Origin of the sequence: Bacteriovorax sp. BSW11_IV, from assembly GCF_000447755.1 — a bacterium.
Classification (GTDB): Bacteria; Bdellovibrionota; Bacteriovoracia; order Bacteriovoracales; family Bacteriovoracaceae; genus BSW11-IV.
Window position 1 is genome coordinate 1 of sequence record NZ_AUNE01000029.1, and the last position, 26,071, is coordinate 26,071.

Below are 26,071 nucleotides of genomic sequence, written 5' to 3' on the forward strand. Positions count from 1 at the left end.
TCTGCTGACTTCTTATCAATTGAAAGAGTGCTTAGCTTTGCAAGGTCTTTGAAGCCTTGGGTTTCAGCATTGAAGTACTTTGATAAGTTTTCATCGTCTGTGAAAAGGTTCACAGTCACTTCTTCTTTTGGTTTGATATTCATTGAAGCTCTTAGGTTTCTGATTCCTGTTACAACTTCAATGAATTTGTTCATATCATCTTGGTCTTTTTCGAAAACAAGTTTTTCTGAAAATTCTGGGTAATCCACTTGGATAAGAAGGTCTTCTCCGTCGTTTTTCAGATATTGCCATAGCTCTTCAGTGATAAATGGTGTGATTGGGTGTAGTAGAGCAACAATTTGTCTGAAACAGTATCTAAGTACTGTCGCACGATTTGCTTTTTTCGCTTCATCATCACCATTAAGAATATTTTTTGAAACTTCAATGAACCATGAACATAGTTTGTCGTAAACAAACGCATAGATTCCAGAACAAGCGTCATCGTAACGGAACTCTTCAATTGATTCGTTCATAACTTTTGTGACAGTATTTAGCTCTGATAGAATCCATCTTTCATGGTGGTCAAGATCTGTTGGAAGCTCAGCTTTTGCAAGATCAAGAGATGGGTAAATAAAACGGAAAGCGTTCCAGATTTTATTAATGAAGTTTCTAAAACCAGCAATTCTGTCTGGGTCTAGGTTGATATTTCTGTTGTAACCTGAACCGGCCGCAAGAGTGAATCTGAAAGCATCGGCACCGTATTGATTAACCATGTCGATTGGATCAATTCCATTACCAAGAGACTTGCTCATTTTGCGACCAAGCTTATCGCGAACGATTGCGTGGATATAAACTTTATCGAATGGCTTTTGATCTACCATTTTGTAAGACATCATCATCATTCTCGCTACCCAGAAGAAGATAATATCAAAACCAGTTACAAGAACACTCGTTGGGAAGAAGCGGTCAAAACCTCTTTCTTTCATACGCTCTGGGTTTGGCCATCCAAGAGTGGACATTGGCCAAAGTCCTGAAGAGAACCATGTGTCTAGTACGTCTGGGTCTTGAGTGATCTTTGCTGCGTGACACTTCGGACATCCCGCTGGCTCAAGAGCTTCGTCGGCCCATTCGTGGTTACAGTTTGTACATGTGAAAACTGGAATTCTGTGCCCCCACCAAAGTTGGCGAGAGATACACCAGTTCTTTGGTTCACGTAACCAAGAGAAGTAAGTATTTTCCCAACCTTTAGGGTAGAAGCGAGTTTCATCATCTTCAACGGCCTTAACCGCAACGTTTGCCATATCTTGAACATTAACGAACCACTGCTTAGATACCATTGGCTCGATAACTACTTTTGATCTTTCTCCATGCCCAACTTGGTGAACATGCTTTTCTTCTTTAACGAAAAGTTCGAGCTCTTTAAGTTTTTCAACAACCTTATTGCGGGCCTTCTTACAAGTTAGACCTTGGAACTCAAGTCCTTCGTGATTAAGAGTACCGTCTTTATTTAGGATATTGATGATTGGAAGATTGTGTCTCTTTCCAATTTCAAAGTCATTGAAGTCGTGACCTGGAGTTACCTTTAGACAACCAGTTCCTTTTTCGATATCAACGTGTTCATCACCAATAATTGGAACTTCTCTATTACAAATTGGAACGATAGCAGTTTTACCAATTAGGTGTTTGAAGCGATCGTCATTTGGGTTCACGGCAACGGCCGTATCTCCAAGAAGAGTTTCAGGTCTTGTTGTCGCAACTTCTAGAACCTCGTCACTTCCTTTTACTTTGTAATGGATGTGATAGAAAGCTCCTTGAACTTCAACGTGATCAACCTCGGCATCAGAAATAGCTGATTGAAGGGCCGGGTCCCAGTTAACGATATAGTCAGATTGATAAATCAATCCTTCGTTGTATAGATTTACGAAACATTTCCTAACAGCTTCATTGGCCTCTGGGTCCATCGTGAACATAGAGTAATCCCAATCAGCTGAAGCACCCATAACTCTTTGTTGCTGAGCGATTGAGCCACCGTATTTTTCTTTCCATTCCCAAATAAGTTTTAGGAAATCCTCTCTATTATAGTCGTGACGAGTTTTCTTTTCTGTCTCCCAAACAAGCTCTTCAACTTTTGATTGAGTTGCAATACCTGCGTGGTCCATTCCTGGAAGGAAAAGAGTTTCAAAACCCTTCATTCTCTTGAAGCGAATAAGAGCATCTTGAGTTGTAATATCTAGAGCGTGACCGGCGTGTAGAATACCAGTGACGTTTGGAGGAGGCATGATGATGCAAAAAGATTCACCAGTTTTACCTTTTTTAGGGGCAAAGTATTTTCCGTCTTCCCAAGTTTTGTACCATTTCGACTCAACATTTTCAGATGAATAAGTTGTCGAGAGCTCATTCATTTTTGATTCTACACTCATAAAAATTCCATTGATAAAAACTATAATTCTACGATTATCGCGATGTGTTCTTTATACTACAAGGATAAGCATTTTGCCTATGCTAAGGGGATAAAATCCACTCATCTGTTGGCTCGGGAAGTGTTTGTGGCGCTACATAATTTTCAACAGGGGCCGGAAACAAGTCCTCTTTAGTCATTGGTAGACCATCGAGGTCAAAAATATCTCCGAGAGGGCGCCATGCGTCAGTTGGTTCTGGTAATTTTTCCGGTGCTTTGTAGTGTTTTGAAGCCGTTGGATAGAGTGGAAGTCCGTCAGGTAGAACTTTATCGTCCTCATTCGGTACTAATTTAACAGAAATATATTGGCCAATGCCTTTGGACTTTTTGTCTTCATATTTGGCAAGAAAGCTCGCACTTTTTATAAGATCACGCAGAATTTGTTCTCTGATCTTGATTGAGAGAAGCTTCTTTTCAGGAGTAGGGGTCTTGTTGATATAGCTTATCCAAGGGAAGATTAGTCTTATCTTTTTTTCAATAACGCTGACTTCACGACTTTGAACGGCCAGGTCATTTCTCTTTGTTCTCATGAAGTCTCTGAAAAATGGGGTTTCATAAAGGTCGTTGAATTCTTTAATCATTCCATTTTCAAGTTCGGTGAAAAAGGGATCAACTTCTTCTCTTTTTTTAGCGTTGATTTCTTTTAGAGCATCAAGAACTTTTGAAATATCAATCTTCTTTGGTGAGTGAGCTGTGAGAATCGCCTTAGTCATTTCTATATCGATAATATTTTCAAAAATCTCAGCATTGATTGGAAGAGAAATGATGTTATTAAACTCGAGCGCCAAGGCCACAAGGTCTTTGTCTTGTTCACTATCTGGATTAATAGACTGGAAGATCTTGTGAAGTTTTGGTGGTACTTTATCAACATCGAAAGAGATTATCTCTTTAGAATAAACTGGTCCACTCAACCCTATGATAAGTGCAAAGAGAAAAGGTTTCACAGAGTCTCCTCTTCAGCTGTTTCATCTTTTTTAGGGGCCTCAAGCGTATCAACTAATGGGATATTGTTATCACCCTTCACGAGGTATGTTTTCCCATAGTGAGGAATTAATAGGCGTTGATCAATATTAATTGCGCTAGAAACATGGCCAAGATCACTAAGAATTTTGATATTCTTGGTCACAAGATCTATTTCTGCTAGTTCTGTTTTTCCAGCGCCAATTTCTTTGATAAAGGCAATTTTACCACTTTCGTAATTACAAAGAATATTTCCAATATCGTTGGTCTTTGAAGTGTAGAGAATGTCTCTCTTTGCGATATCAAACTTATTTTTTTCGATTTTTGAGATAATGACTTCACCTTCAACATTTTGATAAGGGAATTCACCCATGAAAATAGTGTCGTCACTTTCGCAAAGTTCAATTTTAAAAGTAGGGGCCTCCGTTTTGAAGAGAACCTTCGTTTTATTTTCTTTTCTATTTAATAGTAGAACGGCCTGATTCCCACTCGAATTAATGTCTGTATAAAGAATTTGTGAATTATCAATCATAACGACATTAGGCCTAAAGTAAGGATTAGACTTTATAGTCATTTTTATAGTTGAGATGACTCTTCTAAATTTTGTTTCTAAGAATGTAATCGTCTTATTATAAGGATCATAAAATGATGCGATCTCATCTTTTTGATGAAGTCTTGGTGATTGACCTTGACCAATATCTTCTGGGCGGCTCGATCCATATTCAATAAGGTGAAGTTTTTTAACTTTCTTCATTGAGTAAAAAGTATGAAAAGAATCATCTGCACTTACGATGACATACTTTCTAGTTGGTGAAGAGACGACTTCAAAATTTGTTCCAGGATTATAGGAAAGAGCTTTTGTTACGGCAAAATTTGTAGATAGAAGGAATTCACCATTAGATCTTTGATAGTAAGTGAATTTTCCATCCTTAGAAATAAAACGCAAATTTGTAACATCTTGCTTAGTCGCAAATTCAGGAAGTTTTGATGCAAAACTTGATACCGAAAATATGAGAGCGATGAGAGCAAGTTTACTTAATTCCATAAAAAAACCATGTTCTAAGAGGGTGATGTTGTTGGTAATTTTTTACACTTGAAAAAATATTCCCCCAATTTGCCCTACGCGGAAAATGTATATCTTCTAAAGTGGATCTCAAAGAAAGCCATTTATCATTTCCTTTTTCAATGTAGCCATCAATGATAAACGGTAAGGGTGAACATTGGTTAAATGATAAACGTCCAAAATACTCAGGGTGAATATCCTCTGCGCAACCAATGCCGTGAATAATTCCTTTTTTGTTCTTATCAAAAAAGTATTTTACTTCTGTATAATTTTTAACACTTTTAGGCTCAATTTTTAGAACTTCATCCATCATTGTTGTGATAGCAAATTTGGAATTTGAAAACGATGAAGGGAAGTAATCAAAAGTTTGTATACCTCTGTATTCCAAATAACTGATTTCTTTTTTATTGTAATAAATTTTCTTTGGACAAAATAAGGGTGAACAACGATTAGAGTCGTAGACAATAAAACATCCTGAGGCATATTGGAGGCGATCGGGATTATAATGGTCCTTATCCACAAGGCTGCATTTTAGGTTGGAAAGTGCCGCTTCATTACGGTAGAGAATATTGGCCACAATATTTCCTTCCGATGCGGGATCGTTTGGATTATTCCCTGGAATGTACTTATTACATTCTTTTTCCTTTGTGACCTTATTGGGAAAGCAAATCTCAAGAGGCCAATCTCTCATGTTGTCATATCTTTTGTAGAGATTTGCAAAAATATCATTTGTTTCATTTATACATGTTAGTCCGGTTGTTTCTCTTTTTAGGTTTTCCTTGTGGGAAACAATTCTGGCCACATTTATAATGCTAAGATTGTCAAAATTTCCAGGACAGTCTTTATAGTCGGTAAATAGTGTTCCTTTCGCTAAAAGATCTGAAACAATATTGCAATTCATATGCGGGAAAAGGCCGTTAAAGCCTTGGGCCTGATAAGTGGCGCAAGCATTCTTGTCATTTTTAAATTTATTGAGACATAAGTCTCTTTTGTTATCGCTTAGGACATTGGCCTTGCCACTTAGGCGGCATGTGTGATCGATAAGGTAGCTTGGGTATTCTTTATTGGCGATACTTGTCCAAATATCATTCGAAAGATAAGGGACGCAGAATTTTTCATTGTTATTTAGATTATTACAAAAATTTGAAATGAAACTAAATACGGTTGGTGTGAATGAGTTCATTCTTTCCTTGGCCGCATTGAGCTGAGTCTTTTGTCTTTCTGATAGGGGTTTATTGGTTCTAATGGAGATACGCTCTCTTGTTAGAGCATATTCAACATTTTCATAAATACTACAGTACATTGGAAGATTTTGATTTTCTTTCCAGTTTTCAAAGAGGGTACGACAATCAGCTGTGGTCTTTGGAAGTGTTAAAGATATGGCCTGGGCCATATTCTTTAAATTTGAACCTTCAAATCTATTGTTGATTTCTTTTTTCTCAAAGCACTTCTTTTTATATAAAACTTCAAAAAAATTATCTTTAGACATAAAGCTTATCTGCTCTTTGTCCTTATATTTAATCACAGCGAGTAAATTGTCTGCATATCCCGCCGAAGGCTTGATAAGATCCTGCTCATACATATGTGTGAAAAAGCACTGATCTTTTGAGATGGCCTCATTAAAATACTTTTGCTCAGAATGAAAGAGAAGTGACTCGTAAAATTTTGGATGAATTTTAATATCTTCAATATTTTGGATATTGTTGACTAATTCGGTAAAGTTTTGAGCGTAATTTTTTTTGAAATCTTCTATTTCAGATCTTTCTTTTTCTAGAAGTACTTCAAGCGATGAGACTGGTGTAAAGGGAGAATTTGAAAAAACAGTCTGGGGCACTAAGGCACCCAGACTGATGACAGCGATATTAAAGAACTGTTTTTGCAAGAATTGAGGCAACATCTTCAATTTCAAGATTCTCTGTATGTGTTTTTTCCCCACGAGAGGAGTTAAAGTTAATCATACAGAAAGAACAAGCTGTCGCCAACTTTTCTACCTTTTTCTCACCGACGTGCTCTAGGCGTTTTTCGGCCAAGTGTTCACCTTCGTGAATCTCGTACCACATATTTCCACCACCCATACCACAGCATAGGGCCTTGTCTTTATTCATTTCCATTTCTTTAATTTCAACACCTGCGGCCTTAAGGATTTCACGAGGAGCATTGTATTCTCCATGGTGACGTCCAAGGTAGCAAGGATCGTGGAAAGTAAGTTCTTGTTTTGCTTTCTTTTCTGGAACAATTTTTCCAGACTTAATAAGCTCTGCAAGAAGTTCAGTGTGGTGAACTGTTTCGAATTGACCGTCTTCAAATTTACCGTACTCTTTACCGATTGTGTGTAAACAGTGTGGACAGTGAGTTACAACTTTGTCGAAATCGTACTGTCTCATATTAGCAATATTCTCAATGGCAATTTCAGTAAATGAGTATTCATCACCAAATCTTCTGATTGGGTCACCATTACATTTTTCAGTTTTGCCCATTACCGCAAAACTAACACCTGCTTTCATAAGAAGAGCAACTGTATCTTTAACAACTTTTTGGTTAGCAGCATCGTAAGAACCTGCACAACCAACGTAGTAAAGGAAATCAACTTTCTTACCAGCTTCAATTACTGGAACGTCCATACCATCGGCCCATTTGAAACGATCATCTTGAGTGATACCCCATGGGTTACCGTTAAGTTGAACTTTTTGAACAGCAGTTGCTGCGTCAGCAGGGATATCTCCAAGAGTAAGAGCTTTATATCTCTTAGCTTCCATGATGATATTAACGTGTTCAATATTTGCAGGACACTCTTCCATACAAGCACCACAAGTTGTACAAGAGTCAATTTCTGCTGATTCGTATAGTGGGTTTTCCCAAAGATCAGCATCTGTTTTATTTTCTTTAGCAGCTTCGAAAGTGAAATCTCTAAGCTTTGTAATGATTGTTTTAGGATTTAGTGGTTTTCCAGCGTTGTTAGCAGGACAAACTTGAGTACAACGACCACACTCAACACATGTAAGTAGATCTAGCTTATTTTTAGCTGTAAGTTCAGAAAGTCTAGCTAAACCAAAAGTCTCAGCATCTTCAGATGTGAAGTCCATTGGATTTAGAACAGCACCTCTTCTTTTCGGTGTAACAAGAGCACTGAAAGGAAGGAAGAAGATATGTGAGAATTTAGTGTGACCAATGGCCGCAACAAATACCATTGTATTTGCCATATGGTAAAACCACATTGACTTATATGTGATTGACCAGAAGCCTTGCGATAACCCCATACTCTGGAAAAGAGAAGCAAGCGCCCAACCAACTGGGGCCCAAGTCTTTTCACCAATTGGCATACCAGCGATATAGATACGAACACCTTCAATCAAATATCCAATAACAACAAGTGAAACAAGAATGGCATACATGAACATTTCTTGTTTTGGTTTAGTTGCAGATAAGTACTCAGGTTTTTTAACGTATCTTCTGTAGTAGGCCATTGAGATACCTGCAAGAACCATAAGACCTGCAATATCGGCTGCAAATGAAACTACAATATAAAGTGGTCCGTGAAAAATCTTTAGTGGAGTGTCATAGTGAATCGCAACAACATCAGTGGCAATCCAAAGAATCATGAAGCCCCAGAAAATAAGGCCGTGGAAAATAGCAACTTCTTTAAAACGTGGAACTTTACCAGTGAGAAATAGCGTCTTAAGAAAACTTCCCCAGTTAAGTTTTTCTGGAAGGAGTTTTTTTATTCCCTTAAATCCTTCTCCCGAAGTTATAAAGAGAAGTTTGTCGTAAAGACCTTTTACCATTACTCCTAAACTAGCAAAAAGTAGGACGTACATGGCCACCTTGAAACTTGGTGGAATGTTCATCATGATTTCACGACATGTGTCGCCAGGCATACACTCAAACGCCATAATTACCCCTATGAAATTGTGATTCAGTAAACTTGTCTATTTTTATCAATTTGTTTATAGGATAGTTGATTTCGGCTAATAAATGAATGAGAAATTTATTACCTTTGCCTAATATTGGAGAATTTACTATTCGTAGGTATGATAGGCATTAAGGTTAAATTGAAGGTTGTAATGAAATTGAAATTTCTATATGCGATGCTGGTGCCATCGCTTTTGTTGATCTCTTGTGCGCGAATTGAAACAATTGGTATGAAGCGCCATCAATTCAATGCAAATCCGAGCAAAATTGTTTGGATTCAAGTTCCTGGTCTTGATGAAGAGCATTTGGCCATGGTGCGTTTTAATATTCCAGTCAATGCAGTAACTGCTTTTGATAAAATGAACTGTGTAGGAAAGAGTTGGAATTATAACTATACTGAGCTGCGCCCGAATTCTCTCAAGGGGACAATCTCACAACTTGTAGGCTCTAAAAATATCGCAGGCACTTGTGAAGACTATCAAAATCGACCAATCTGGAAATATTTAGAAGAAAAAGGATTTGTGACGGGAATCCTCGAGCACGGCAATGATAAAGGAACTTCTTTTGATAGTGCTCTAAAGTGTAAGTCTGATTTTTTATCAAAGTCGACTCTATGGTCAATGAGCAAGGCCGACAGTGGCAAAGAACTATTTCATTTCCAAGAAAAACAAGAAGTGAAAGAAGGTGCCATTTATTATGATAAGTCATGCCAAAATGGACCTTGTTTTTCAAGCTTAGAGAAGAACTTCAGCAGTATCTGGGATAATTTGAAAAAAAGGCAGAATCAGGTCTTCTTATTGGTCAGAGATTTTTCATATGAAAAAGCACTGAAAGAAAAAGATGTTAAAAAGGCCAGACAGATTCTTCTTGATCTCGAAAAGCTTGTTGCGTCAATCATTGGTGAATCAAACCCACGTGAGTATTTGGTTGTGATCTCTTCTAGTGCTGCACAGAGATTGGAATTCCCAAATGATGGCAAAGATTGGTTTCAATATGAAAAATCTGGACAGAGAATATCTTATAAAAGACCTGCATTAATGTCGCCTGTTTTTTCATATGGGGCGTTGAGTGAGAATTTCTGTGGGATTTATGAGGAGTCCACAGTCCTTCAAAGGTTTTTATGGACTCCTACAGAGACAAAACTTATTTTAGAATACCTAGGTCTTTAGTTTAATTTAGTTGCAGACTCCACTTCCTCTTTTGTAATGAGGTAGTGAGTTTTGCAATAATCACATTTCGCTTCAAGATCATCTTTATTTTCAAAAATCTCTTCAACACTGTGGCTCATGCAAAGACTGGCAACACCTGCAACCATTCTTTCTCTAGAGCACGAACATTTGAATTGAACATCTGTTGCTCCAAGAAATTCAAGTCCTAACGCCTCAAACTCTTTTTGAATAGTTTCATAATCGTTAAGGGCCTTGTCAAAAATAGTATTGATCTTTGCTTGGATTTGCATCCAATACTCTTTCAAAGTTGGTCTTTCTTCTTTTTCTTCTTTATTTACGTTTCTATCTGGAAGTCTAAGAAGCAAAACGCTTTGATCAGAAGTATCACTTAAAAATGTCTCCGCGTTTACTTGGTAAGACTCGCGCATAATTTTGTTAGTAATATCTCCGAAATTAATATCAGCAAGTTCAATGATAGAAGTATAGGGTTGAGGATTGTTCGGAAAGGTTTTTGATAAACGCGCCTTTCCTGTAATTCTGTCTGGAAATTGTTCAAAGTTCTCCGGAAGAAGAAGTGTTCTCATCATCCCATGTGAGTTTGTCTCAATTTTTAAGCGAAAATAAGGGAATTCGGAGTCTACAAATAGCCCGAAGCCTTCACCTGTTTTTAAAAATGAAATCATGGGTTGTACACCAAGCACGCAATCACGGAAATATGAGAAACCTTGTCTTTTCAGATCATGAATAAGGGCAAGGTCGTGAATGAGTTTTTGTCCCTCAAGAAATGAGAGAGTGAATCCATTTTTGGCATCAATAAATTTATAAAGTCTACTTTCAGTTAGCGACATGACTTAATCCTTTTTGGGGGATAAACTAAAGTACTCAGTAACATAATTGGACGTAAAGTGTCATTGGAAAATGGGTTATGCTAAGCGTAAATTTATTCAAAGATATAGAAGAAGTCTTTGATCTTGAATTTGTTCAAAATAAAACATGTGAAACACTCATCATTTGTCCCAGTCCCAAAGAGGCCGATGGCATCAGATCTAAATTACATGACTCAATAAATGTTAATGTCATTACAATTTCTAAATTTGTTAATGATCTTAAAGAAGAACTAGGTGAGATGTGGAATGTAAAAAGAAAGTCTGACCTTATTTTTACTTTATCTACGATTTGGAAAATGAAGATGGAGTCGCCTTCTCATGAAGTTTTCATGCAGGCCTTTAATTTATTTACTGAGTTTCGAAGCTATACATTAGATATTTCTGTACTCGATGATATTTTTGAAAAATTAGATGAAGAGCTTGTCGTTATGATTAAGTTCTTTTGGTTCTATATGGAGCAAGAAGGAATTATTGATGAACAGAAGTCTTATGAGCTTCTTGTCGCTAAGCTTCGTGATAAAAGTTTTGAAAATACTCAACGTAATATTATTTTTTGGAGTTTCTCACACTTAAATGCTCTCCAGTTAGACCTTGTTCAATCTTTGGCCCTGGGGCAGGAAGTTTATATACCTTTTTCTGAAGAGGTTTTTGCAAAAACAAATCGACAGGACTGGATTCGTTGGATTAAACCTGAAAAACTAGAGCGAGAAGGTGATAACGAAGCTATAGATTATAAAGTAACTTACTTTCCAAAGGGAAGACTCGCGGGCTACTTAGGACAAAAACTTGAAAAAGAAGTTGGCATTTCAAAGATAATAATCGGACAAAAAAATCCAGACCTAGAAATGTTGTGCGAGATTCCTATCAAGAATTTAGGCTATAGAGCGAGCGCGGATGTCTTTGCTACAGAGTTAGAAAAATGTTTTGATGAAATAAAATTAAAACTAAGAGAGACTGAAGTAACTTCAGAGCTTATTCAATTTCTTAAAGAAAAAAATATTAGAGATATTAAGGAACAAAACTTTAAATCACTGACAGTGAATAAAATTCTCATTGATTTGTTAAAAGAATATTACGAATTGAGTGAAATAAATGAAAGTTTTAAGTTATTTGATTTTAAAATTTTAAAAGAAGTTTCAGCGCTTGATTTGCCTAGAACATATTTTGTACCTATATCTGATAGTGAAGAAAATGTCCACGTTTGTGGATTGGAAGAGTTGAGTGAGAACGATAAGAATATTGTTCTTGTGGTCAGTTCTGATCAAAATTCATTAAAAGCGAGTGGCCAGAAATTTAATGCTGAAATTACAAATGTTTTAGCGGGCCTGGGACCAGTAAGACGTAAAGAGCTAGAGTTTCTTGAAGTTAAAAGAAAAATTAATGAACTTGCAAGACGAAAAGAACTACATGTTTTTGTGGAAGAAGGACTTGTAAATCATGATCTCGCGTGGGCGGATATCTTTGATGGATTAAAAAATGTGGAAGAAATCAAATATGAAATCCCTGAAGGTGTAAGAACGAGTGATTATTTTTATGGGAAACTCATCTGTGAAGATAAACCAACGAAGTTCTCTGCAACTTCGTTACAAAGTTATTTAGATTGTCCTCGAAAATTTTATTTTGAATATGTCGAAAGATTAAGACAAGAAATAGATGCGAATAATGAAATTCTTCCTTTCGAGCTTGGTCAAATTGAGCACCAAGTGATTGGAGAGTACTTCGACCAAAATCAAGAAATTGATCAAAGTAAATTATATGATCTGTCAAAGAAGTGCTTAGAGGAATTTCTAGCAAAAGAAAAAAAATCCGTAAGAGTGAATGATTACGAAAAGGCCTTACTTGAAATTTCGAGTTATGCAAAAAATGGACTTGTTGAACTTTATAAAATCAGAAATGTCTTTCCAAAAATGTCTTGGAAGTTTGAAAAATCTCTTCGAGATTTTGGGGGATTTAGTGGAAGCATAGACTTTTATGCAGAAACTTCTCTTGGTGTTATCGTTTTAGATTTTAAAAGGAGTTCAAGTAGTATTCCTAGTGCCACTGATCTAAAGGAATTTAACAAAATACAACTCTGGTTTTATTTAAATGAAGTTCTAAAAGGAGATAATAAAAATCTTCTTTTCGGCGGATATTTAAATCTTAATAGCGTAGAAGAATCATTGTTTATGATTTCGGATAAAAGTATTGTTGGAAAATTACTCGAAGAAGAATTTGGACAAGGAAGTCTTAAAGAGATGAGAGGCTTTGATTTCGCTGAATCATATGACGAATTTAAAGAATTTTTAAAAGATCTAATTGAAAGGGTGCAATTGGAGAATAAATATTTACCAAAACCACTGACTGAAAAAGTTTGTACATATTGCATCGTAAATAAAGTGTGTCCAAGGAGAGCACTATGAGTAGAACTCCAAATCCTGAGCAAAAAAAGGCCATAGAACATAAGGGTGGCGTTCTCCTCTCTGCCGGTGCTGGTTCTGGTAAAACATTTGTTCTCGTCGAGCACGTTGTTTATCTTATTGACGAGTTTTTTAAAGAAAATATATTCAATGATAATGAAGACCGATTATTTAAATTAAGATCATATCTTAGTTCTATAGTACTGATGACATTCACCAATGAAGCTGCTGGAGAGTTATCTCTAAGAGTACAAAGAAGAATAGAAGAAGAGGCCAAAAGTAGAGGTGATGTTCATTGGAATGTTGCCGTTGAAGCTATTAGTGCTTTGACGATATCAACAATTCACGGATTTTGTTTCAAACTCTTGAGTGCTGGCTATTTCACGGATTTTAACCCTAGTGAAGAAGTAATCTTTGATATTCAATCTAGTCAAAAAATAGCTGAACTTTTTGATGAGTGGATCATCAATGTGAAGAGTGAAGTATCAGAAGAAATTTATAATATAGTTCTGCTTAATGAGAAAAATATTAAATCATCAATGTCCTTTATCTTCAGTAATCCAGAATTAAGACTATTTTGGGAAGAGTGGGAAGTAAAAGGACAAGATGATTTTAATTTTGCTGAGCATATAAAAGAAGTTGCTTTCTTTGAAGGTGTCTCTTTAGATGAGGCATCACATGGACTGGATCTTTCTGAATTTGAGGAAGAAAGAAAAAACAAATGGTTTCCTTATCTAGAAGAATTTGAAGGTTTACTAAGCTCTTATGGTTTTAGGGACTATTCAACTTTAAAGGCGATTAGTGAACTGGATAAAAAATACGGAACTGTTCGTACTCCACCAAAAAAAGGTGAAATAACTGAGAGAATGAAATTTCTCACAAACCTGAAGGGTTTCGTTCGCAAATATGGTGAAGATTATATTTCTTTCTATGAAAATAGAGATGGAATAGTTTTTGAGTGGGAGAAGCTATTTAAAAACGCCTTTTTGTATATCAGCGATCGATATAAAAATTTTGGTGGGATCACCTTTTCTGATTTAGAGTATTATGTCCTAAAGGGGCTTGGTAATGAAGAAACAGCACAGCGTGTATCTGAAGATTTCAAATATCTTATTGTAGATGAGTTTCAAGATACTTCCTGGGTTCAGTTTGATATTATTAAAAAAGTTATCTCCAATGACTTCTCACGACTTTTTTGCGTTGGAGATGAAAAACAGGCGATCTATGGATTTAGAGGGGGAGAACTGGGAGTATTTCTCGAGTGCTCTAAAAATATCAATCAAAACCTCTCTCTTTTAAATAACTATCGCTCTGAAGAAAAAGTTATTAATTTTAACAATGTCTTCTTTGACGATGTCTTTAAGCTCGGTCCAGGTTTTGAAGGAGATGATCTTCATAGTGTTGAAGTAAAGTATCAGAAATTTCCCAGCGATGTAAAAACTGCAGGGCTCGGATGTGTTGAAGAAGCTAAAATAGAAATATTATTAGATGAGGATCTTGTAAAGGCCCCTCGAATTTCCAATTCCGAAATTACAGAAATTGAATCAAATTATATTTTAGAGAAGGTAGAGAAAATTCTTCAAGATACTGAAGACAAAGTCTGTATACTTTATAAGAATTTGAAACCTTCTCTAAAGCTTATTTCTAAAATGATTGAGAAGAGGATTCCTTTTAGGGCCCAAGTAAAAATCACTCTTGAAGAAGATCCTGTCGTTGCTCTTTTTATTGCTCTCGTGGAAAGGGTATTGGATAGAAAGAAAGAAGATATTCGTCTATTTAAGTATCGTGTTGATGGCATTTGTACCATTTTAGGAATTGAACAAGCTCGCGATGTTGAGGCCCTTGTTCTTGGATTTGAGCAAGAGCAAAAAGTTTATGATACTTATTATGCCTTCAGCAATTTTGTTCTTAAATTAGGGATAGCAAACTCTAACTACTCCAACAATTTAGAAGTTATAAGAATTATTTCTCTACTTGGAAGAGATGATTTTAATAAAATTTTAAAACTTATCGGAGAATCTGTTGATGGAAGCTATTCAGTTGATTTTAACTTTCTAAATTCTCCTCGTGTTAAAATAATGACCGCTCACGCATCAAAAGGTTTAGAGTTCGATCACGTCATTTTGGGTGGTATTCATACAAATGGCTTTAATGTTGTTGATACAAGCTTTATTGGTAAATTGCCAGGAAGCTTTAAGTGGAAACAACATACGACACAGAAAAAACCATATAAAGCGCCAATGTACATTTATGAGAATTTACTTTCTCGTCAAAAAGATTTTTCAGAATCAAAGCGCCTTTTTTATGTAGCGGGAACACGAGCAGTAAAAGGTCTATATTTTGCAAATATTTTTCATCGCTTTGGAGAAGTTTCTTATTTGAAAAATTCATGGGTTGATGGTTTGCGAATTGGAAGATTAGAGGGGGCCGAAACCTTAACTAAGGAAGTAACTCATTGCGAATCTGGAGAAGAGGATAGCACAGAAGTGAGTACTCCTCTTTTTCATATTGATGATATTGGTCTTTCAAAAAGACTCTTGGGAGAATCACACTTTGGCCTTATTTCAGAGCTTTCTGTGACGAAACTTTCAAGTCTAGCAGAATGCCCGAGAAAGTTTTTTCTACAAAATATTTGTAAAATTGATAAAGACTTCCTGGATGATATTGAAGGCGAAGTCGTTCGTGAGCGTATCGAAAATGACGATGAAATAAAAATATATTCTTCATCGCAGCGAGGAAGTGAAGTACACAAGCTTCTTGAAATGATTGCAAAAAAAATGGATATGCCAAAAATTGAGAATGCTGGAATAGCTAAAGCGGTAAAATTTGCCGCTTCAGAAATGGAGTGCTATCGCGAAAATTTTAATTTTTTGGCCGAACAAATGGTGAAGTTTCCTATTTTTGGACAAATGATCTCAGGTATTGCTGATTTAGTCCTTCTTGAAAAAGAAGGTAATAATGCCGAAGTCTGGGATTATAAAACAGGAAAACTTTCTGATGACAAACTTGTGGGCTATTGGTTTCAGCTTTATTGCTATGCCCATGCTTATTTTGGGTTTAATAAAAATCTAAAAACGATAAAGCTCAAACTTTTCTTCGTTGATGAAGAAAAAATACTTGAGAAAACTATTTCACAAAATGAAGTGACTCAATATCTGAGAGATGAATGGCAAAAGTTATCTAATCTTGCACAAGTAAATGAGTCACATTGTCAGGTATGTTCTTATAGGAAGATTTGTTATTACAATTGTGTCCCAGTTGCAGAGGAACTTTAAAGTGTTAAAATAAATATATGAATTTATGCCAAATTCAGTTATTTGAGCATTGAAAATTGGGAAGGATTCCCTTTTGACAACTTAACGCAGGATGCGACGACTATGAGAACATTTTTTCTTTTTGCTGCCTTAATTTTAGGTTCAATCACAATTCATGCTTCAGAGACAGACACCTACGACTTCTCTTGGCTCGATCCAGATAAAAAAGTTTACGTTTTACAAAATAGAAAGTTTAGAAAAGTGAATAAGTTCCACATAAATGCGGGTTACGGTTTTACAACTTCAGGAGCTTTCGTTGATGCTACTTCATTACAAGGAAGAATCGGTTACTTTTTTAAAGAAGAAATCGGATTTGAATTTATTTATGCGATGAATAGTGGAAAAGAAAATGAAACGGCGTCTTCTGTTCGTAACTCTGGTGTGAGTAGTGGTTCAGTTCCTTTTAGAAGAATTGTAAACAATTACATGGGTGGAATGGTTCTTTGGTCTCCATTTTACAGTAAAATTAATACATTCAATAAAATCATTTATATGGATTGGATCTTTGGTCTAGGTCTAGCAAAAATTGAAGAAGAAAATAACAGGAAAGAATTAGAGCTTTCTAGTGATAAGACTCTAACAACAGAAACACACACGGGTTTAATGTGGAATGCTGGGGCTAAATTTTACCTTGATGAGAGATGGAGCATTCGTCTTGATTTAACAACAATTCACTATCAAGCGAAAGAGGCCAAGGCCAATAATCCAGCTGATATTTGGTATACAAATTATGACTTAGCTCTATCTTTAAGTGCTAGTTTTTAAGGAGTAGGCAATGAGAAAATTATTTATAACACTCATCGCATTAGCTTCTTTTCAGGCCAGTGCAGATGCATATAAAGCGTGGGATATACTTGTAAAGAGTAAGGGGAATATCAAATATTACCCGCAAGTTGTAAATCACCTAGTTGAAGGGCAGCTATACTTCACTTCCGTACCTTATATTAAAGAATATATGTACCAACATGAAGGAAAGCTTGATAAGAAATTCGACTTAGTTATTGATGAAGTTATAACAAAAGTTGGTGTTAAACAATTTGAGATTCTTCCAAGCAAGGCCTTGGAACAATCGAGTTCACCTGTTGTTAAATATATTCTTGCTAAGAAAAACTTTCGCTATGGAAAATATAAGGAAACATTAGCTTATTTGAATGGGACTATTCCTAAAGAACACCCAGTAAAACCATTTGCTTTATTTCTTGAAGCAGCAGTTTTTTCAATAAATAAAAAATATAAGTCATCAATTACTGCTTACGAAGAATGTATAGATGTGAGTGAAAGACGTATCTCTAGCGAAAACGATTTCGAAAGGATTCGTCAGCTAAAAGTTAATAGAGACTACTGTATTGTTGGAAAAGCGAGAGCACTATTTGCATGGGGTAAAAATACTGAAGCCAATCTTGCATATTTAGATTTGCCAAAAAGTTCTTATATATGGCCTGAGATCCTATTTGAAGAAGCATGGAACAGTTTTTATCTAAAAGACTATAATAGAACCCTTGGTAAACTTGTAACATACAAGGCCCCTGTTTTGAACTACATGTTCAATGCGGAAATCGAAGTCCTTAGGGGTCTTACTTATATGGAACTTTGTCTATGGAATGACGTTAAAAATGTCGTTGATGGATTTTATAGCAAATACGAATCAGACTCATTATCTCTGAAAAAACTAATTAGAGAAAAAGGGAAGGACTATAAGTATTTCTATCTTCTAGCAAAATCAAGTCGTGAGGGAAAAGTTAGAGGTAATGACTTACTTGCAACACTGATGAACTATATCAATCGTGATCCCGCTTATATTGAATTATTTGAAGCATTCCAAAATGGTAATAGTGAAATTCAAAAAACAAGCTCAATGAATAGTAAAGGGATGAAAAGAGTTTTCTCTCAAAACTTAAGAGAGGCCCTTCTCACTCAGAGAAATCTTGTAGGTGCTTATGTGAGAAAGTCACTAATCAATGCACTTAAACAAATTGATAACTCATTCGAGAGTATGAGTTATATGAAACTTGAAGTTCTTGCTCAAAGAAAGAGAGAGCTTTATCTAGATGTTAGAAAAGATGAAAAAAGAGGGGACATCGCCTACCTTCAAAGAACGGATAAGCAATACTTCTGGTCTTTTAATGGGGAATTCTGGGCCGATGAACTCGGTGACTATGTATTTTCTCTAAAGTCGGAGTGTAGTGAATGAAAAAACTTCTCCAAGTATTTTTAATTTCTTTTGTTCTAATAAACTCATTTTCTTATGCAGACGTTGGCAATAGAAGACAAGAGCTGCTTTCAATTATAGATGAAGAGTTAAGAGAAGTTGTACGTTTGGCGAATCAAAATAGTAAAAACCCTGCTTTGATGATTCGTATGGCAGAGCTTTGGCTAGAGAAAGCTAGAATTGTTCGTGAAGATGAAAATATGAAATATCTTCAAATTGAACCAGCGAGAAGAAAAAAAATAAATAGAAGAACTTTCTTTAAGCAGTCAAATAGCTACTTTATGCAAGCTCAGAAGATATGTAATAATATTCTGAAAAAATTTAGAAATTTCCCTGGAAAAGGGGATGTTTACTATATCCTTGCTTACAATGCGAAAGAGTTTCAACAAGACGATAAGGCCATGAAGTATTTCCAATTGGCCGTTCAAAACTCAAATTTAGATAGTATTACAAGTGTTAAGTCTTACCTTGCTCTTGCAGAGATCTATTACAATAAATCTAATTATGAAAGAGCACTTCCTTTATATGAGAAGGCCCTTGCTAAAAAGAATCTTAGAGATAAGTGGTGGACAAAAGACTCATTTAATCTTGCTTGGACATATTTTCGATTAGGTCAAAAGTCACGTGCGATTGAGACTATGGAAATGGTCGAAAAAGAGAGTAAGAACAGTAAGTACATCGATATGAGTTCTCAAGCTTCTCGAGATTTGGCCATTTTCTACGCAGAAAGTGGTAGCGTTAAAAATGCAGTTGCATCATTTTCTAAAACGGGTGGAGATGTCGCCAAGAAGTTGTTGAGTTTAGGGAATTATCTAGAATCTCAGGCCAAGTATGATACGGCAGAAGATATTTATGAAGATGCATTATCAAAGAACCCTAGTACAGAAGTTCGCAATGAAGTTTATATTAAACTTTTAAGTATTTATGAAAGGTTTGGAAAGCAAGATAAGCATATTGCTGCAGTTGAAACTTTAAATGTTTCTTTTAAGAAGGGTGAACTTACGCCCGATCAAAAAGAGGCCCTTGATTACCATACGAAAAGAAATGCAGCAATTTTACAAAAACAAGTTGTAAGTAATCTCTACGCGACAAGACCTAAAGAAAGAACTCGTCGCGCTGAGCTTTCTGTTCGTTATTTTACTGTTTTTGGACAAATGAATCCTGCAAAGGCCGCAGAAGCGAGTTTCTTATCTGCAGAAACTCTTTACGCCATTGGCGATTATGATGCTGCGATCAAACTTTATGAAGTTGCCAAAAATGATGCTGAAAAGACTAATAATAAGAAAATTGCAATAAAGGCGAGTCAAGGGATGTTAGCTTCACTCTCTAAAGAGGGTGTATCGAAGCAAACTAAGGATAGCTACCTTGCTCCTGCACTTGAGGCCTATCTTGTAACTGATCCAGCAAGTAAAAAGTCGATGGATGCTTATGAGAAGCTTTTTGCGACTTATATGGACACTAAGCAAGTAGATAAGGCCGAAGATGTCCTCATTAGATTTAGAAAGAACATTCCAGCTGCATCTGTAAAGCAAGAAGCGATGCTGGCAGAAGTTATGGATTACTATAAGAAAGCTGGAAATAGAGATGGAATTGGTAAATGGGTTGCACGAATTAAGGCTCGCCAATTTGCTGTTTCACCAAAATATGCCAAGCAAGTAAATTTACTTCTATTAACAATGCAATTTGAAGGTGTTAAGCAAGCAACTGATTCTGGAGATCAGGTCAAGGCCCTAAGAATTTATTTTGAAGTTTATAAGTCACCTGAAAGTAGTGAAGAGGCAAAGAAAAAGGCGGCATATAATATGGCCGTATATTTCAATAAGCTTAGTGATGCAGAAAGATCGTATAAGTGGATGGAAAGAGCTCTTTATCACATGAGCACCAAAGATGTTCAGCAATTTGAAGATAGTATTCTCGTTACATCGAGAGATCTATTTAACCAAAGAAGAGTTGAGCATTCTGCAGATATTGCACAAAAAGCTTTTGATAAGCTTTGCTCTGTAAAAGCAAAAAATAAAAATCTTTTCTTCAAAAATAGCATTGTCATGAATCTTGCTGACAAGAAATTGAAAGAAGCTGAGGCCATGATTGATAAGGGGACTCGTTGTGGAGTGCCAAATGCAAACGTTGAAGAAATGAAGCTTGAATATCTTTCTTCTTTATATGAAGAAAAAAGATGGTCAAAGTATGAAGAGATTATCAACGAACTTGATCGTGTAGATTATCTGCAACCTAAAGTCTCAGGACATTTTGTTAAGCTTTACGATGTTTACAAAGATAATGGAAGAGTCGCTGAAGCGAATAGAGTTAAAAATTCTATTATCAGAACTTTTAATAATAGTCGCAGAAAAGCTCAGTTTCCTGTTGAAACGTTGGATATCATTGCTATCGATCAACTTGAAAGATTACAAGGAACATTTAACTCTTTTAAGAATATGAGATTAACTTTTCCTGAAGATGTTTATAACAATCTTTTGAAACGTAAATTTACAATGCTAAATGATTTAACTGAAAGAACATTGAAAATCTTTGAGCTTCGTTCTGGAAAGGGAATGGTTTCGGCCTATAAATTACTTGTAGAGGCCTATGAAGCATTTGGGAATGAAGTTCGTGACTTTACTCCTCCTGGGAAGAATGAAGAATACGTTAAGTCTTTTAAGGGGAGTATGGAGTCTATTGCTACTCCAATCCTACAAAAGGCCGCAAGCTTACGAAAGGAAGCGACATCGAAGATTATGAACTATACAGTACTTGCTTCAGACAATGGGTTCTTCCTAAATTCTGGAGTTGATAACGTAACAGAGTTTAAACCTCTAAAAGGTCCAGTAATAATGGATAGAGGGGGAAGAAAATGAAATATCTTCTAACATTAATCCTATTATCTACACTCGTTTCATGTGGATCTTCGTCAAAGTCTGAATCAAAGACACAAGTTGCGGAAGATATCCCATTTAACTGGTTAAATAACGATGACTTTAAACCAGTTAAAGAAATTGAATATGATGAAGGTGATGACCACTACACAGGCAATATCGAAGACCAAGATGCTATTTCCGTAGAGACAATGGCCAAAATTCCTCCTGCAAAGTTGCAAGAACTTGTTGAGGAAGAAGATCCGATTTCAGGGCCAATTTCACTTTGTTATCAAAAGAACTTTGTCGCGGCCTTTAATAAATTTGATCGCGCCTATAAGCAATTGAAAAACAATGCTGCTTATTGGAATCAAGTAGGTACTTGTTACTATCTTCAAGGTGAATCTCGTAAGGCCCTTCTTTATTATAATAAGGCCCGTGACCTTGTGAAGGACTATGCTCCAGCGATTAATAATATTGGTCTTATTCACTATAGAAATGGTGAAGTAGGTAAAGCTCTTAGTGCTTTTAAGACGGCGTATGAAGTAAGTAAGTTTTCAGTCACACCTTCGTTCAATTTAGCAATGATGTATTTACAATTTGGTTTTGTAGAAAAAGCAGAGCCATTGTTAGTTGCTCTTTATAAGAAAAATGCTGGCGATAATGATGTCTTAAATGCTCTTGCTCATATGTATATGATGAAAAATGATTACTCAAAAGCCGTCTCAGCATTTAGTCATTTAAGTGGTGATGTGATGAGAATCCCAGCTGTTTCTATTTCGTTAAGCTATGCTTTATATAAAACAGGGCAAAAAGATAAGGCGATGACTGTTCTTGCACAAACTCAAGCGCAGTTAACCCCAAGTGATGTCTCTTATTTTTCTCAAGTCTCTTCTGTTGTGAAGGGGGGTAAATGAAATTTTTGATTTTAATTTCAATGTTGTTTTCAATGTCATCGATTGCACAGACAAAAGATGAAAAAGTTATTTATAAGTATAAGAAGTTTGAAAAGTTTGACTTCGAAGATATTGTTATTGAGGGGGAGACGGGTGCTCCAGAATCAATTTCAATTTCTCCAAGATTTATTAAGACATTCAAAAATAAATTACCATATAGAAAGAACTTCAATGCCGAAATAAGAAAGGGCATTGAGAGAATTCGTTAGGAGTAGCTGTGAACACGGACGTTCAAAGACCTTTGGATTTAGAATTATATTCAGGCCATGCGAAGAAGGGGATTCGCGTCAAAAAGAGACGCTTTATCATCGGTTCTTCACAGACATGTGACCTTGTAGTTAATAGTCAGGCCGTGAATGCCATCCACGCTGTTTTGGAAGTCAACACTGATGGAACTATTAATATTTACGATATGAATAGTCGTAGTGGAACTTTTGTAAATGGTAACAAAGCGATTATGTCTCCACTTAATGTCGGAGATAAAATTTCATTAGGAAATATTGAATTCGAACTTCGTCAGTTTAATAAAATCGATATTCCTGCGGCTCCATTGCAAATGCTGGAAGATATTAAGCCTATTGATGAGCTTCAAAAAATGGAAATGCCTCAAAGGCCAGAAGCAGTAATCGCAAAAAATGTAAACGAGGCAGCGGTCGCTCCAACGCCTATTCTTCCGGGAACAAAAACTAAAGAATTACCAGTAAGGCCGACTGGCGTTTCTGAGAAAACTGGTATGGTTACTCCTGCGGTAAGTGTTGTTTATCCACTTGCTAAGGATCCTAGAGCTGAGTTCAGTGAATATATTTTCGAAGATGTCGAAACTCTTTATCCTATTTTTCATTATGATGTTTCTTATTCGGCCATTGAAGTATTAATTCTTTTTCAAGGGGAAATCCTCTCTGTTGATTATTTACCAATTAAAGATGGTATCTATCATTTAAAGGGATGGAATGCTCGAAACAATGAAATTGAATATCCATACCTAGGTAAAGAAGAAAAAATTCCATTTGTAGACATCAAAGGATCAGAGGTCCTTGTCAGTCCAATTCCTGGATATGACATGCTTTCCCTTACAGACTCTGGAAGAAGCTCAAATGTTTCAGGTACAGTTGTTTTAGGGGGAGATGATATCCTCAGATTTTCAAAAGGGGATTTACAAGTATTTGTTCGCTCAACAGATGCTCCTCCAAGAGTAGATGCTGCGCCAATACTTAGAAGAGATGGTTCTCTGAAGAAAATTCTACTCTTAGTACTTCTTTTTATATTCCTCTTTTTGGGTTCAATGCAGTTGTTTACTGTTGATAAAGAATTAGAAAAAGAAAAGGCTCCAGAGCGAATTGCAACAATTCTCTATAAACCTAAAAAACTAGTTGTTTCTAAAAATCCTGCTATCGATAAGACGGAGAAAGCGCCAAAAGTTAATCAGAAATCTCCTGTTCAAAAAAGAGAAGAGAAGCAGGAAGTTAAAAAAATTGAGACAGCAGAGAAAACTGAAAAGTCTGCTCAGCCTAAAGGAGATCAGACTGCTAAGACAACTGATCCAGTTAAAAAGGCCAGTCCAAACAAAGGCCCTACTAATAATAAGACAACTCGTGTAGCTCCGCAAAAGTCTAAAGCAGGCGGTGCTTCTAAGTCTGTTAGTACGGCGAATAGCCAAAAGGTTGATACAAAATCTCAAGGTGCCGTTGATACTTATAAGTCCATTGATTTCAAATCATCACTTAGTTCACTCATGGCAAAAGGTGGAAGCACAAAAAGCTTTGAGCCAAGTGTTAGAGGGGGAAGTGGAGACTCTTCAGCAAGTTCTACCTTCCAAGGTGGAGAGAGTATGACTGCAGAAACAGCTCAAGTTTCAAACGAAGTTGGGGACTTTAAAGGTGTAGCGACTGGAAAAGTTGATCGCTCTAAAGGGATCTCAGGGATCGTAGACAAAAAGAATATTGCAACTGCAGGTCTTCCTTATAGAACAGTTGTGCTTGGGTCAATGGACCCAGATATTATCAGAAGACTAATCGAGGCCCATGCGAGTGAGTTTAGATACTGCTATCAAAAAGAGCTTGAGAAATCACCAAAGTCATTTGATGGTTTGATTAGACTTGATTTTGTTATTGGGGCCTCTGGTCACGTCACTAAAGTTTCGGCCACAGCTGATGATGCAAAGATGCCATCTGAAGTTAGAAGTTGTGTGGCCAATGTTCTTAGGGGGATCAAATTCCCTGAGCCAAGAGGAGGCGGATCGGTATCAGTTAACCAGCCGATGAACTTCTATCCTAGAAATCTATAGTGATTGCCACGATTTATTGTCTATATTAGGGAGGCCATGCCTCCCTTTTTTATCATATTTTCAATGGTTTATAGTTTATTGTGAAAACATCTTCATAGAGCAGTTATAATCCTATCAGGAAGGAAAGCTATGAAGAGATATCTTAGTAAGACAACCATTTCAGTGACATTGCTCGTGCTCTTTAGCATCTTGTGTGTACTTGAGCTTCTTGATGGGTTGATGGATCCGACGGATATCCTAAGTTTCTTTCTTGTTGTGTTGGCCTATAACCATAAGATTAATACCAGTAAGAGGGATATTCCTGCTCTTGCCGTGAAACCACGCGATCGCTATTTTAGAATAATTGCCAATGCTGTTATTGGTGGTCTTTTTTTATTAGGGACATTATTTGATATCGTGCCGTTTGATCCATTTTCAATGGGAATCATTAGAGCGAGTGTAATTGTTTGGTCTCTTGCTTTACTTTTTTTCAGTATCAAAGAATACAAAGAAGGCAAGAAGTACTCAAAGCTAATTCAAGTAAATCTTGCCCTTGGCGTAATGTTAAGTTCTTTTTTCTTTTTCTAGTTCTGCTCTTCACCAAGAACAACAAATTTGTAGCTCTTGAATCCTGCTTCTGCACAGGTAAGCATTAACTTTTTGATGAATGTATATTTAATTGATTTATCAATAATTAAATTAACATTCCCTGAGAATTTCTCCGCATTTGGAGTTGTCTTTTCAATAAGCTTAATCTCATTTTTCTTACGAACAAGTTCGTTAAATAGGGGAATGAGCCTTCTATCTGTATTTGATAGCGCCCCACCATTTGACGAGTTGTCGATAATGAGTTTGTCATCAACCCAAATTTTATCAGGAGCAACTTGAACCATAACTCCTGTCGAATTGATATTTGCAGACTCAGACTTTGGAAGCTCAACACCCTTAGGTACATTAAGCACAATTCCTGAGCTGTTATAACTTCTTAGTAAGAATACTAGAAGAATAACGAGAATATCGAGTAGGGAAGTAATATCAAGATCAAAAACTTTTGACTTCTTTCTTTTCCCGCGATTTCGAATTGAACGAGCATATCCCATAGGTATTTCCTAGCTTTGAATATTTCCAAAAATAATTTTACCAAACAGAGTTTTGAGTTTTACATCCATGCCCTGTCTGTCTTTTACATAAATGTCTGGATCAGTATTACGAAGCATTCTGATAGCATCCATGATTTTAATAATGTCTTCATACGATAGATCGACAACTGGTTCTAAGATAGCAGTATCTTCATCAAGATTGCTTTTCTTAAGCCCAATTAAATAACTCTTTAGACCTTCGAGATCATAATTCCCATCAGCAAGTTTCTGGAATGAACGAACGTTTCTTCCTGGAACACCTGTGTAGATCGAAATTGATGATTGGTAGATCTTTAAAGTTAGGGCCAGTGGCTTCTTATCTGTTTTTGGTGGTTCTCTATCAGAAATAATAGGAACATCACTCGGGATTTCGAAAACTTTAATAAAGTTTGCCGACATCAAAAGAAAGAAGATGAAAATAAAAACCGCATCCAAAATCGGAATTAGATTTGGTTTTGTAACTTCTTTTCTTTGTGTTCTACGGCTTGGCGTTTGATACATGAGATTTCCTTGGAAA

The 26,071-nt window shown here is 36.2% G+C and carries 18 protein-coding genes; 10 read left to right on the forward strand and 8 right to left on the reverse strand.

Annotation, left to right across the window (positions count from 1 at the left end; all coding sequences use genetic code 11):
* The 5 genes from M899_RS08125 to M899_RS08145 form a co-directional block, all read right to left on the reverse strand.
* Nucleotides 1-2,399 (reverse strand): valine--tRNA ligase (locus M899_RS08125; RefSeq protein ID WP_021270969.1); only part of this gene is annotated, 2,399 nt, incomplete at its 3' end.
* An 82-nt stretch (nt 2,400-2,481) separates the two neighbouring features.
* Complete coding sequence (locus M899_RS08130) at nt 2,482-3,381, reverse strand: hypothetical protein (protein WP_021270975.1); 900 nt, start codon at nt 3,379-3,381, stop codon at nt 2,482-2,484.
* Nucleotides 3,378-4,442, reverse strand: a complete 1,065-nt coding sequence (locus M899_RS08135) for a hypothetical protein (RefSeq protein ID WP_021270953.1) — start codon at nt 4,440-4,442, stop codon at nt 3,378-3,380. The genes M899_RS08130 and M899_RS08135 overlap by 4 nt, the downstream gene beginning before the upstream one ends.
* Nucleotides 4,429-6,369: a hypothetical protein gene (locus tag M899_RS08140; protein WP_155897153.1), complete on the reverse strand. Its 1,941-nt coding sequence runs from the start codon at nt 6,367-6,369 to the stop codon at nt 4,429-4,431. The genes M899_RS08135 and M899_RS08140 overlap by 14 nt, the downstream gene beginning before the upstream one ends.
* A complete protein-coding gene (locus tag M899_RS08145; RefSeq protein WP_021270954.1) occupies nt 6,323-8,350 on the reverse strand; it encodes a heterodisulfide reductase-related iron-sulfur binding cluster in 2,028 nt (675 codons plus the stop codon). Before M899_RS08145 ends, M899_RS08140 begins: the two co-directional genes overlap by 47 nt.
* Before the next feature lie 171 nt (nt 8,351-8,521).
* On the opposite strand from M899_RS08145, the gene M899_RS08150 reads away from it, so the two are divergent.
* On the forward strand, nt 8,522-9,538 hold the full coding sequence (locus M899_RS08150) for a hypothetical protein (RefSeq protein ID WP_021270999.1): 1,017 nt from the start codon (nt 8,522-8,524) through the stop codon (nt 9,536-9,538).
* On the opposite strand, the gene M899_RS08155 is transcribed toward M899_RS08150, so the two are convergent.
* Entirely contained in the window at nt 9,535-10,386 is an 852-nt protein-coding gene (locus M899_RS08155; RefSeq protein ID WP_021270987.1) for an Hsp33 family molecular chaperone HslO, read from the reverse strand. The genes M899_RS08150 and M899_RS08155 overlap by 4 nt on opposite strands.
* Nucleotides 10,387-10,463: 77 nt before the next feature.
* Between M899_RS08155 and M899_RS08160 the strand changes: the two genes are divergently transcribed.
* The 9 genes from M899_RS08160 to M899_RS08200 all read left to right on the forward strand — a co-directional run bounded on the left by M899_RS08160 (nt 10,464) and on the right by M899_RS08200 (nt 25,003).
* Nucleotides 10,464-12,824 (forward strand): PD-(D/E)XK nuclease family protein, encoded by a 2,361-nt coding sequence (locus M899_RS08160; RefSeq protein ID WP_021270988.1) that lies wholly within the window; start codon nt 10,464-10,466, stop codon nt 12,822-12,824.
* A complete protein-coding gene (locus M899_RS08165; protein WP_021270985.1) occupies nt 12,821-16,096 on the forward strand; it encodes a UvrD-helicase domain-containing protein in 3,276 nt (1,091 codons plus the stop codon). The genes M899_RS08160 and M899_RS08165 overlap by 4 nt, the downstream gene beginning before the upstream one ends.
* Before the next feature lie 102 nt (nt 16,097-16,198).
* Nucleotides 16,199-16,900, forward strand: a complete 702-nt coding sequence (locus M899_RS08170) for an outer membrane beta-barrel domain-containing protein (protein ID WP_021270952.1) — start codon at nt 16,199-16,201, stop codon at nt 16,898-16,900.
* 10 nt (nt 16,901-16,910) lie between these two features.
* Nucleotides 16,911-18,326, forward strand: a complete 1,416-nt coding sequence (locus M899_RS08175) for a hypothetical protein (RefSeq protein WP_021270959.1) — start codon at nt 16,911-16,913, stop codon at nt 18,324-18,326.
* Nucleotides 18,323-21,199, forward strand: a complete 2,877-nt coding sequence (locus M899_RS08180) for a tetratricopeptide repeat protein (protein ID WP_021271019.1) — start codon at nt 18,323-18,325, stop codon at nt 21,197-21,199. Before M899_RS08175 ends, M899_RS08180 begins: the two co-directional genes overlap by 4 nt.
* A complete protein-coding gene (locus M899_RS08185; RefSeq protein ID WP_021271015.1) occupies nt 21,196-22,113 on the forward strand; it encodes a tetratricopeptide repeat protein in 918 nt (305 codons plus the stop codon). The genes M899_RS08180 and M899_RS08185 overlap by 4 nt, the downstream gene beginning before the upstream one ends.
* On the forward strand, nt 22,110-22,361 hold the full coding sequence (locus tag M899_RS08190; RefSeq protein ID WP_021270971.1) for a hypothetical protein: 252 nt from the start codon (nt 22,110-22,112) through the stop codon (nt 22,359-22,361). Before M899_RS08185 ends, M899_RS08190 begins: the two co-directional genes overlap by 4 nt.
* An 8-nt stretch (nt 22,362-22,369) precedes the next feature.
* The gene (locus M899_RS08195) at nt 22,370-24,436 is read left to right on the forward strand and encodes an AgmX/PglI C-terminal domain-containing protein (RefSeq protein ID WP_021270972.1); all 2,067 of its coding nucleotides are present in this window, start codon (nt 22,370-22,372) and stop codon (nt 24,434-24,436) included.
* A 129-nt stretch (nt 24,437-24,565) separates the two neighbouring features.
* Nucleotides 24,566-25,003, forward strand: a complete 438-nt coding sequence (locus M899_RS08200; protein ID WP_021270976.1) for a hypothetical protein — start codon at nt 24,566-24,568, stop codon at nt 25,001-25,003.
* On the opposite strand, the gene M899_RS08205 is transcribed toward M899_RS08200, so the two are convergent.
* Complete coding sequence (locus tag M899_RS08205) at nt 25,000-25,515, reverse strand: biopolymer transporter ExbD (protein WP_021270996.1); 516 nt, start codon at nt 25,513-25,515, stop codon at nt 25,000-25,002. The two genes, M899_RS08200 and M899_RS08205, sit on opposite strands and share 4 nt — an antisense overlap.
* A gap of 9 nt (nt 25,516-25,524) precedes the next feature.
* Nucleotides 25,525-26,055 (reverse strand): ExbD/TolR family protein, encoded by a 531-nt coding sequence (locus tag M899_RS08210; RefSeq protein WP_021270965.1) that lies wholly within the window; start codon nt 26,053-26,055, stop codon nt 25,525-25,527.
* Nucleotides 26,056-26,071 lie beyond the last annotated feature (16 nt).

Bases quoted from the DNA above. Each gene is read 5' to 3' on its own strand.
- M899_RS08135 (WP_021270953.1), bottom strand. From the start codon at position 4,442: ATGGAATTAAGTAAACTTGCTCTCATCGCTCTCATATTTTCGGTATCA.
- M899_RS08145 (WP_021270954.1), bottom strand. From the start codon at position 8,350: ATGGCGTTTGAGTGTATGCCTGGCGACACATGTCGTGAAATCATGATG.
- M899_RS08150 (WP_021270999.1), top strand. From the start codon at position 8,522: ATGAAATTGAAATTTCTATATGCGATGCTGGTGCCATCGCTTTTGTTG.
- M899_RS08155 (WP_021270987.1), bottom strand. From the start codon at position 10,386: ATGTCGCTAACTGAAAGTAGACTTTATAAATTTATTGATGCCAAAAAT.
- M899_RS08160 (WP_021270988.1), top strand. From the start codon at position 10,464: ATGCTAAGCGTAAATTTATTCAAAGATATAGAAGAAGTCTTTGATCTT.
- M899_RS08165 (WP_021270985.1), top strand. From the start codon at position 12,821: ATGAGTAGAACTCCAAATCCTGAGCAAAAAAAGGCCATAGAACATAAG.
- M899_RS08170 (WP_021270952.1), top strand. From the start codon at position 16,199: ATGAGAACATTTTTTCTTTTTGCTGCCTTAATTTTAGGTTCAATCACA.
- M899_RS08175 (WP_021270959.1), top strand. From the start codon at position 16,911: ATGAGAAAATTATTTATAACACTCATCGCATTAGCTTCTTTTCAGGCC.
- M899_RS08180 (WP_021271019.1), top strand. From the start codon at position 18,323: ATGAAAAAACTTCTCCAAGTATTTTTAATTTCTTTTGTTCTAATAAAC.
- M899_RS08185 (WP_021271015.1), top strand. From the start codon at position 21,196: ATGAAATATCTTCTAACATTAATCCTATTATCTACACTCGTTTCATGT.
- M899_RS08190 (WP_021270971.1), top strand. From the start codon at position 22,110: ATGAAATTTTTGATTTTAATTTCAATGTTGTTTTCAATGTCATCGATT.
- M899_RS08200 (WP_021270976.1), top strand. From the start codon at position 24,566: ATGAAGAGATATCTTAGTAAGACAACCATTTCAGTGACATTGCTCGTG.
- M899_RS08205 (WP_021270996.1), bottom strand. From the start codon at position 25,515: ATGGGATATGCTCGTTCAATTCGAAATCGCGGGAAAAGAAAGAAGTCA.
- M899_RS08210 (WP_021270965.1), bottom strand. From the start codon at position 26,055: ATGTATCAAACGCCAAGCCGTAGAACACAAAGAAAAGAAGTTACAAAA.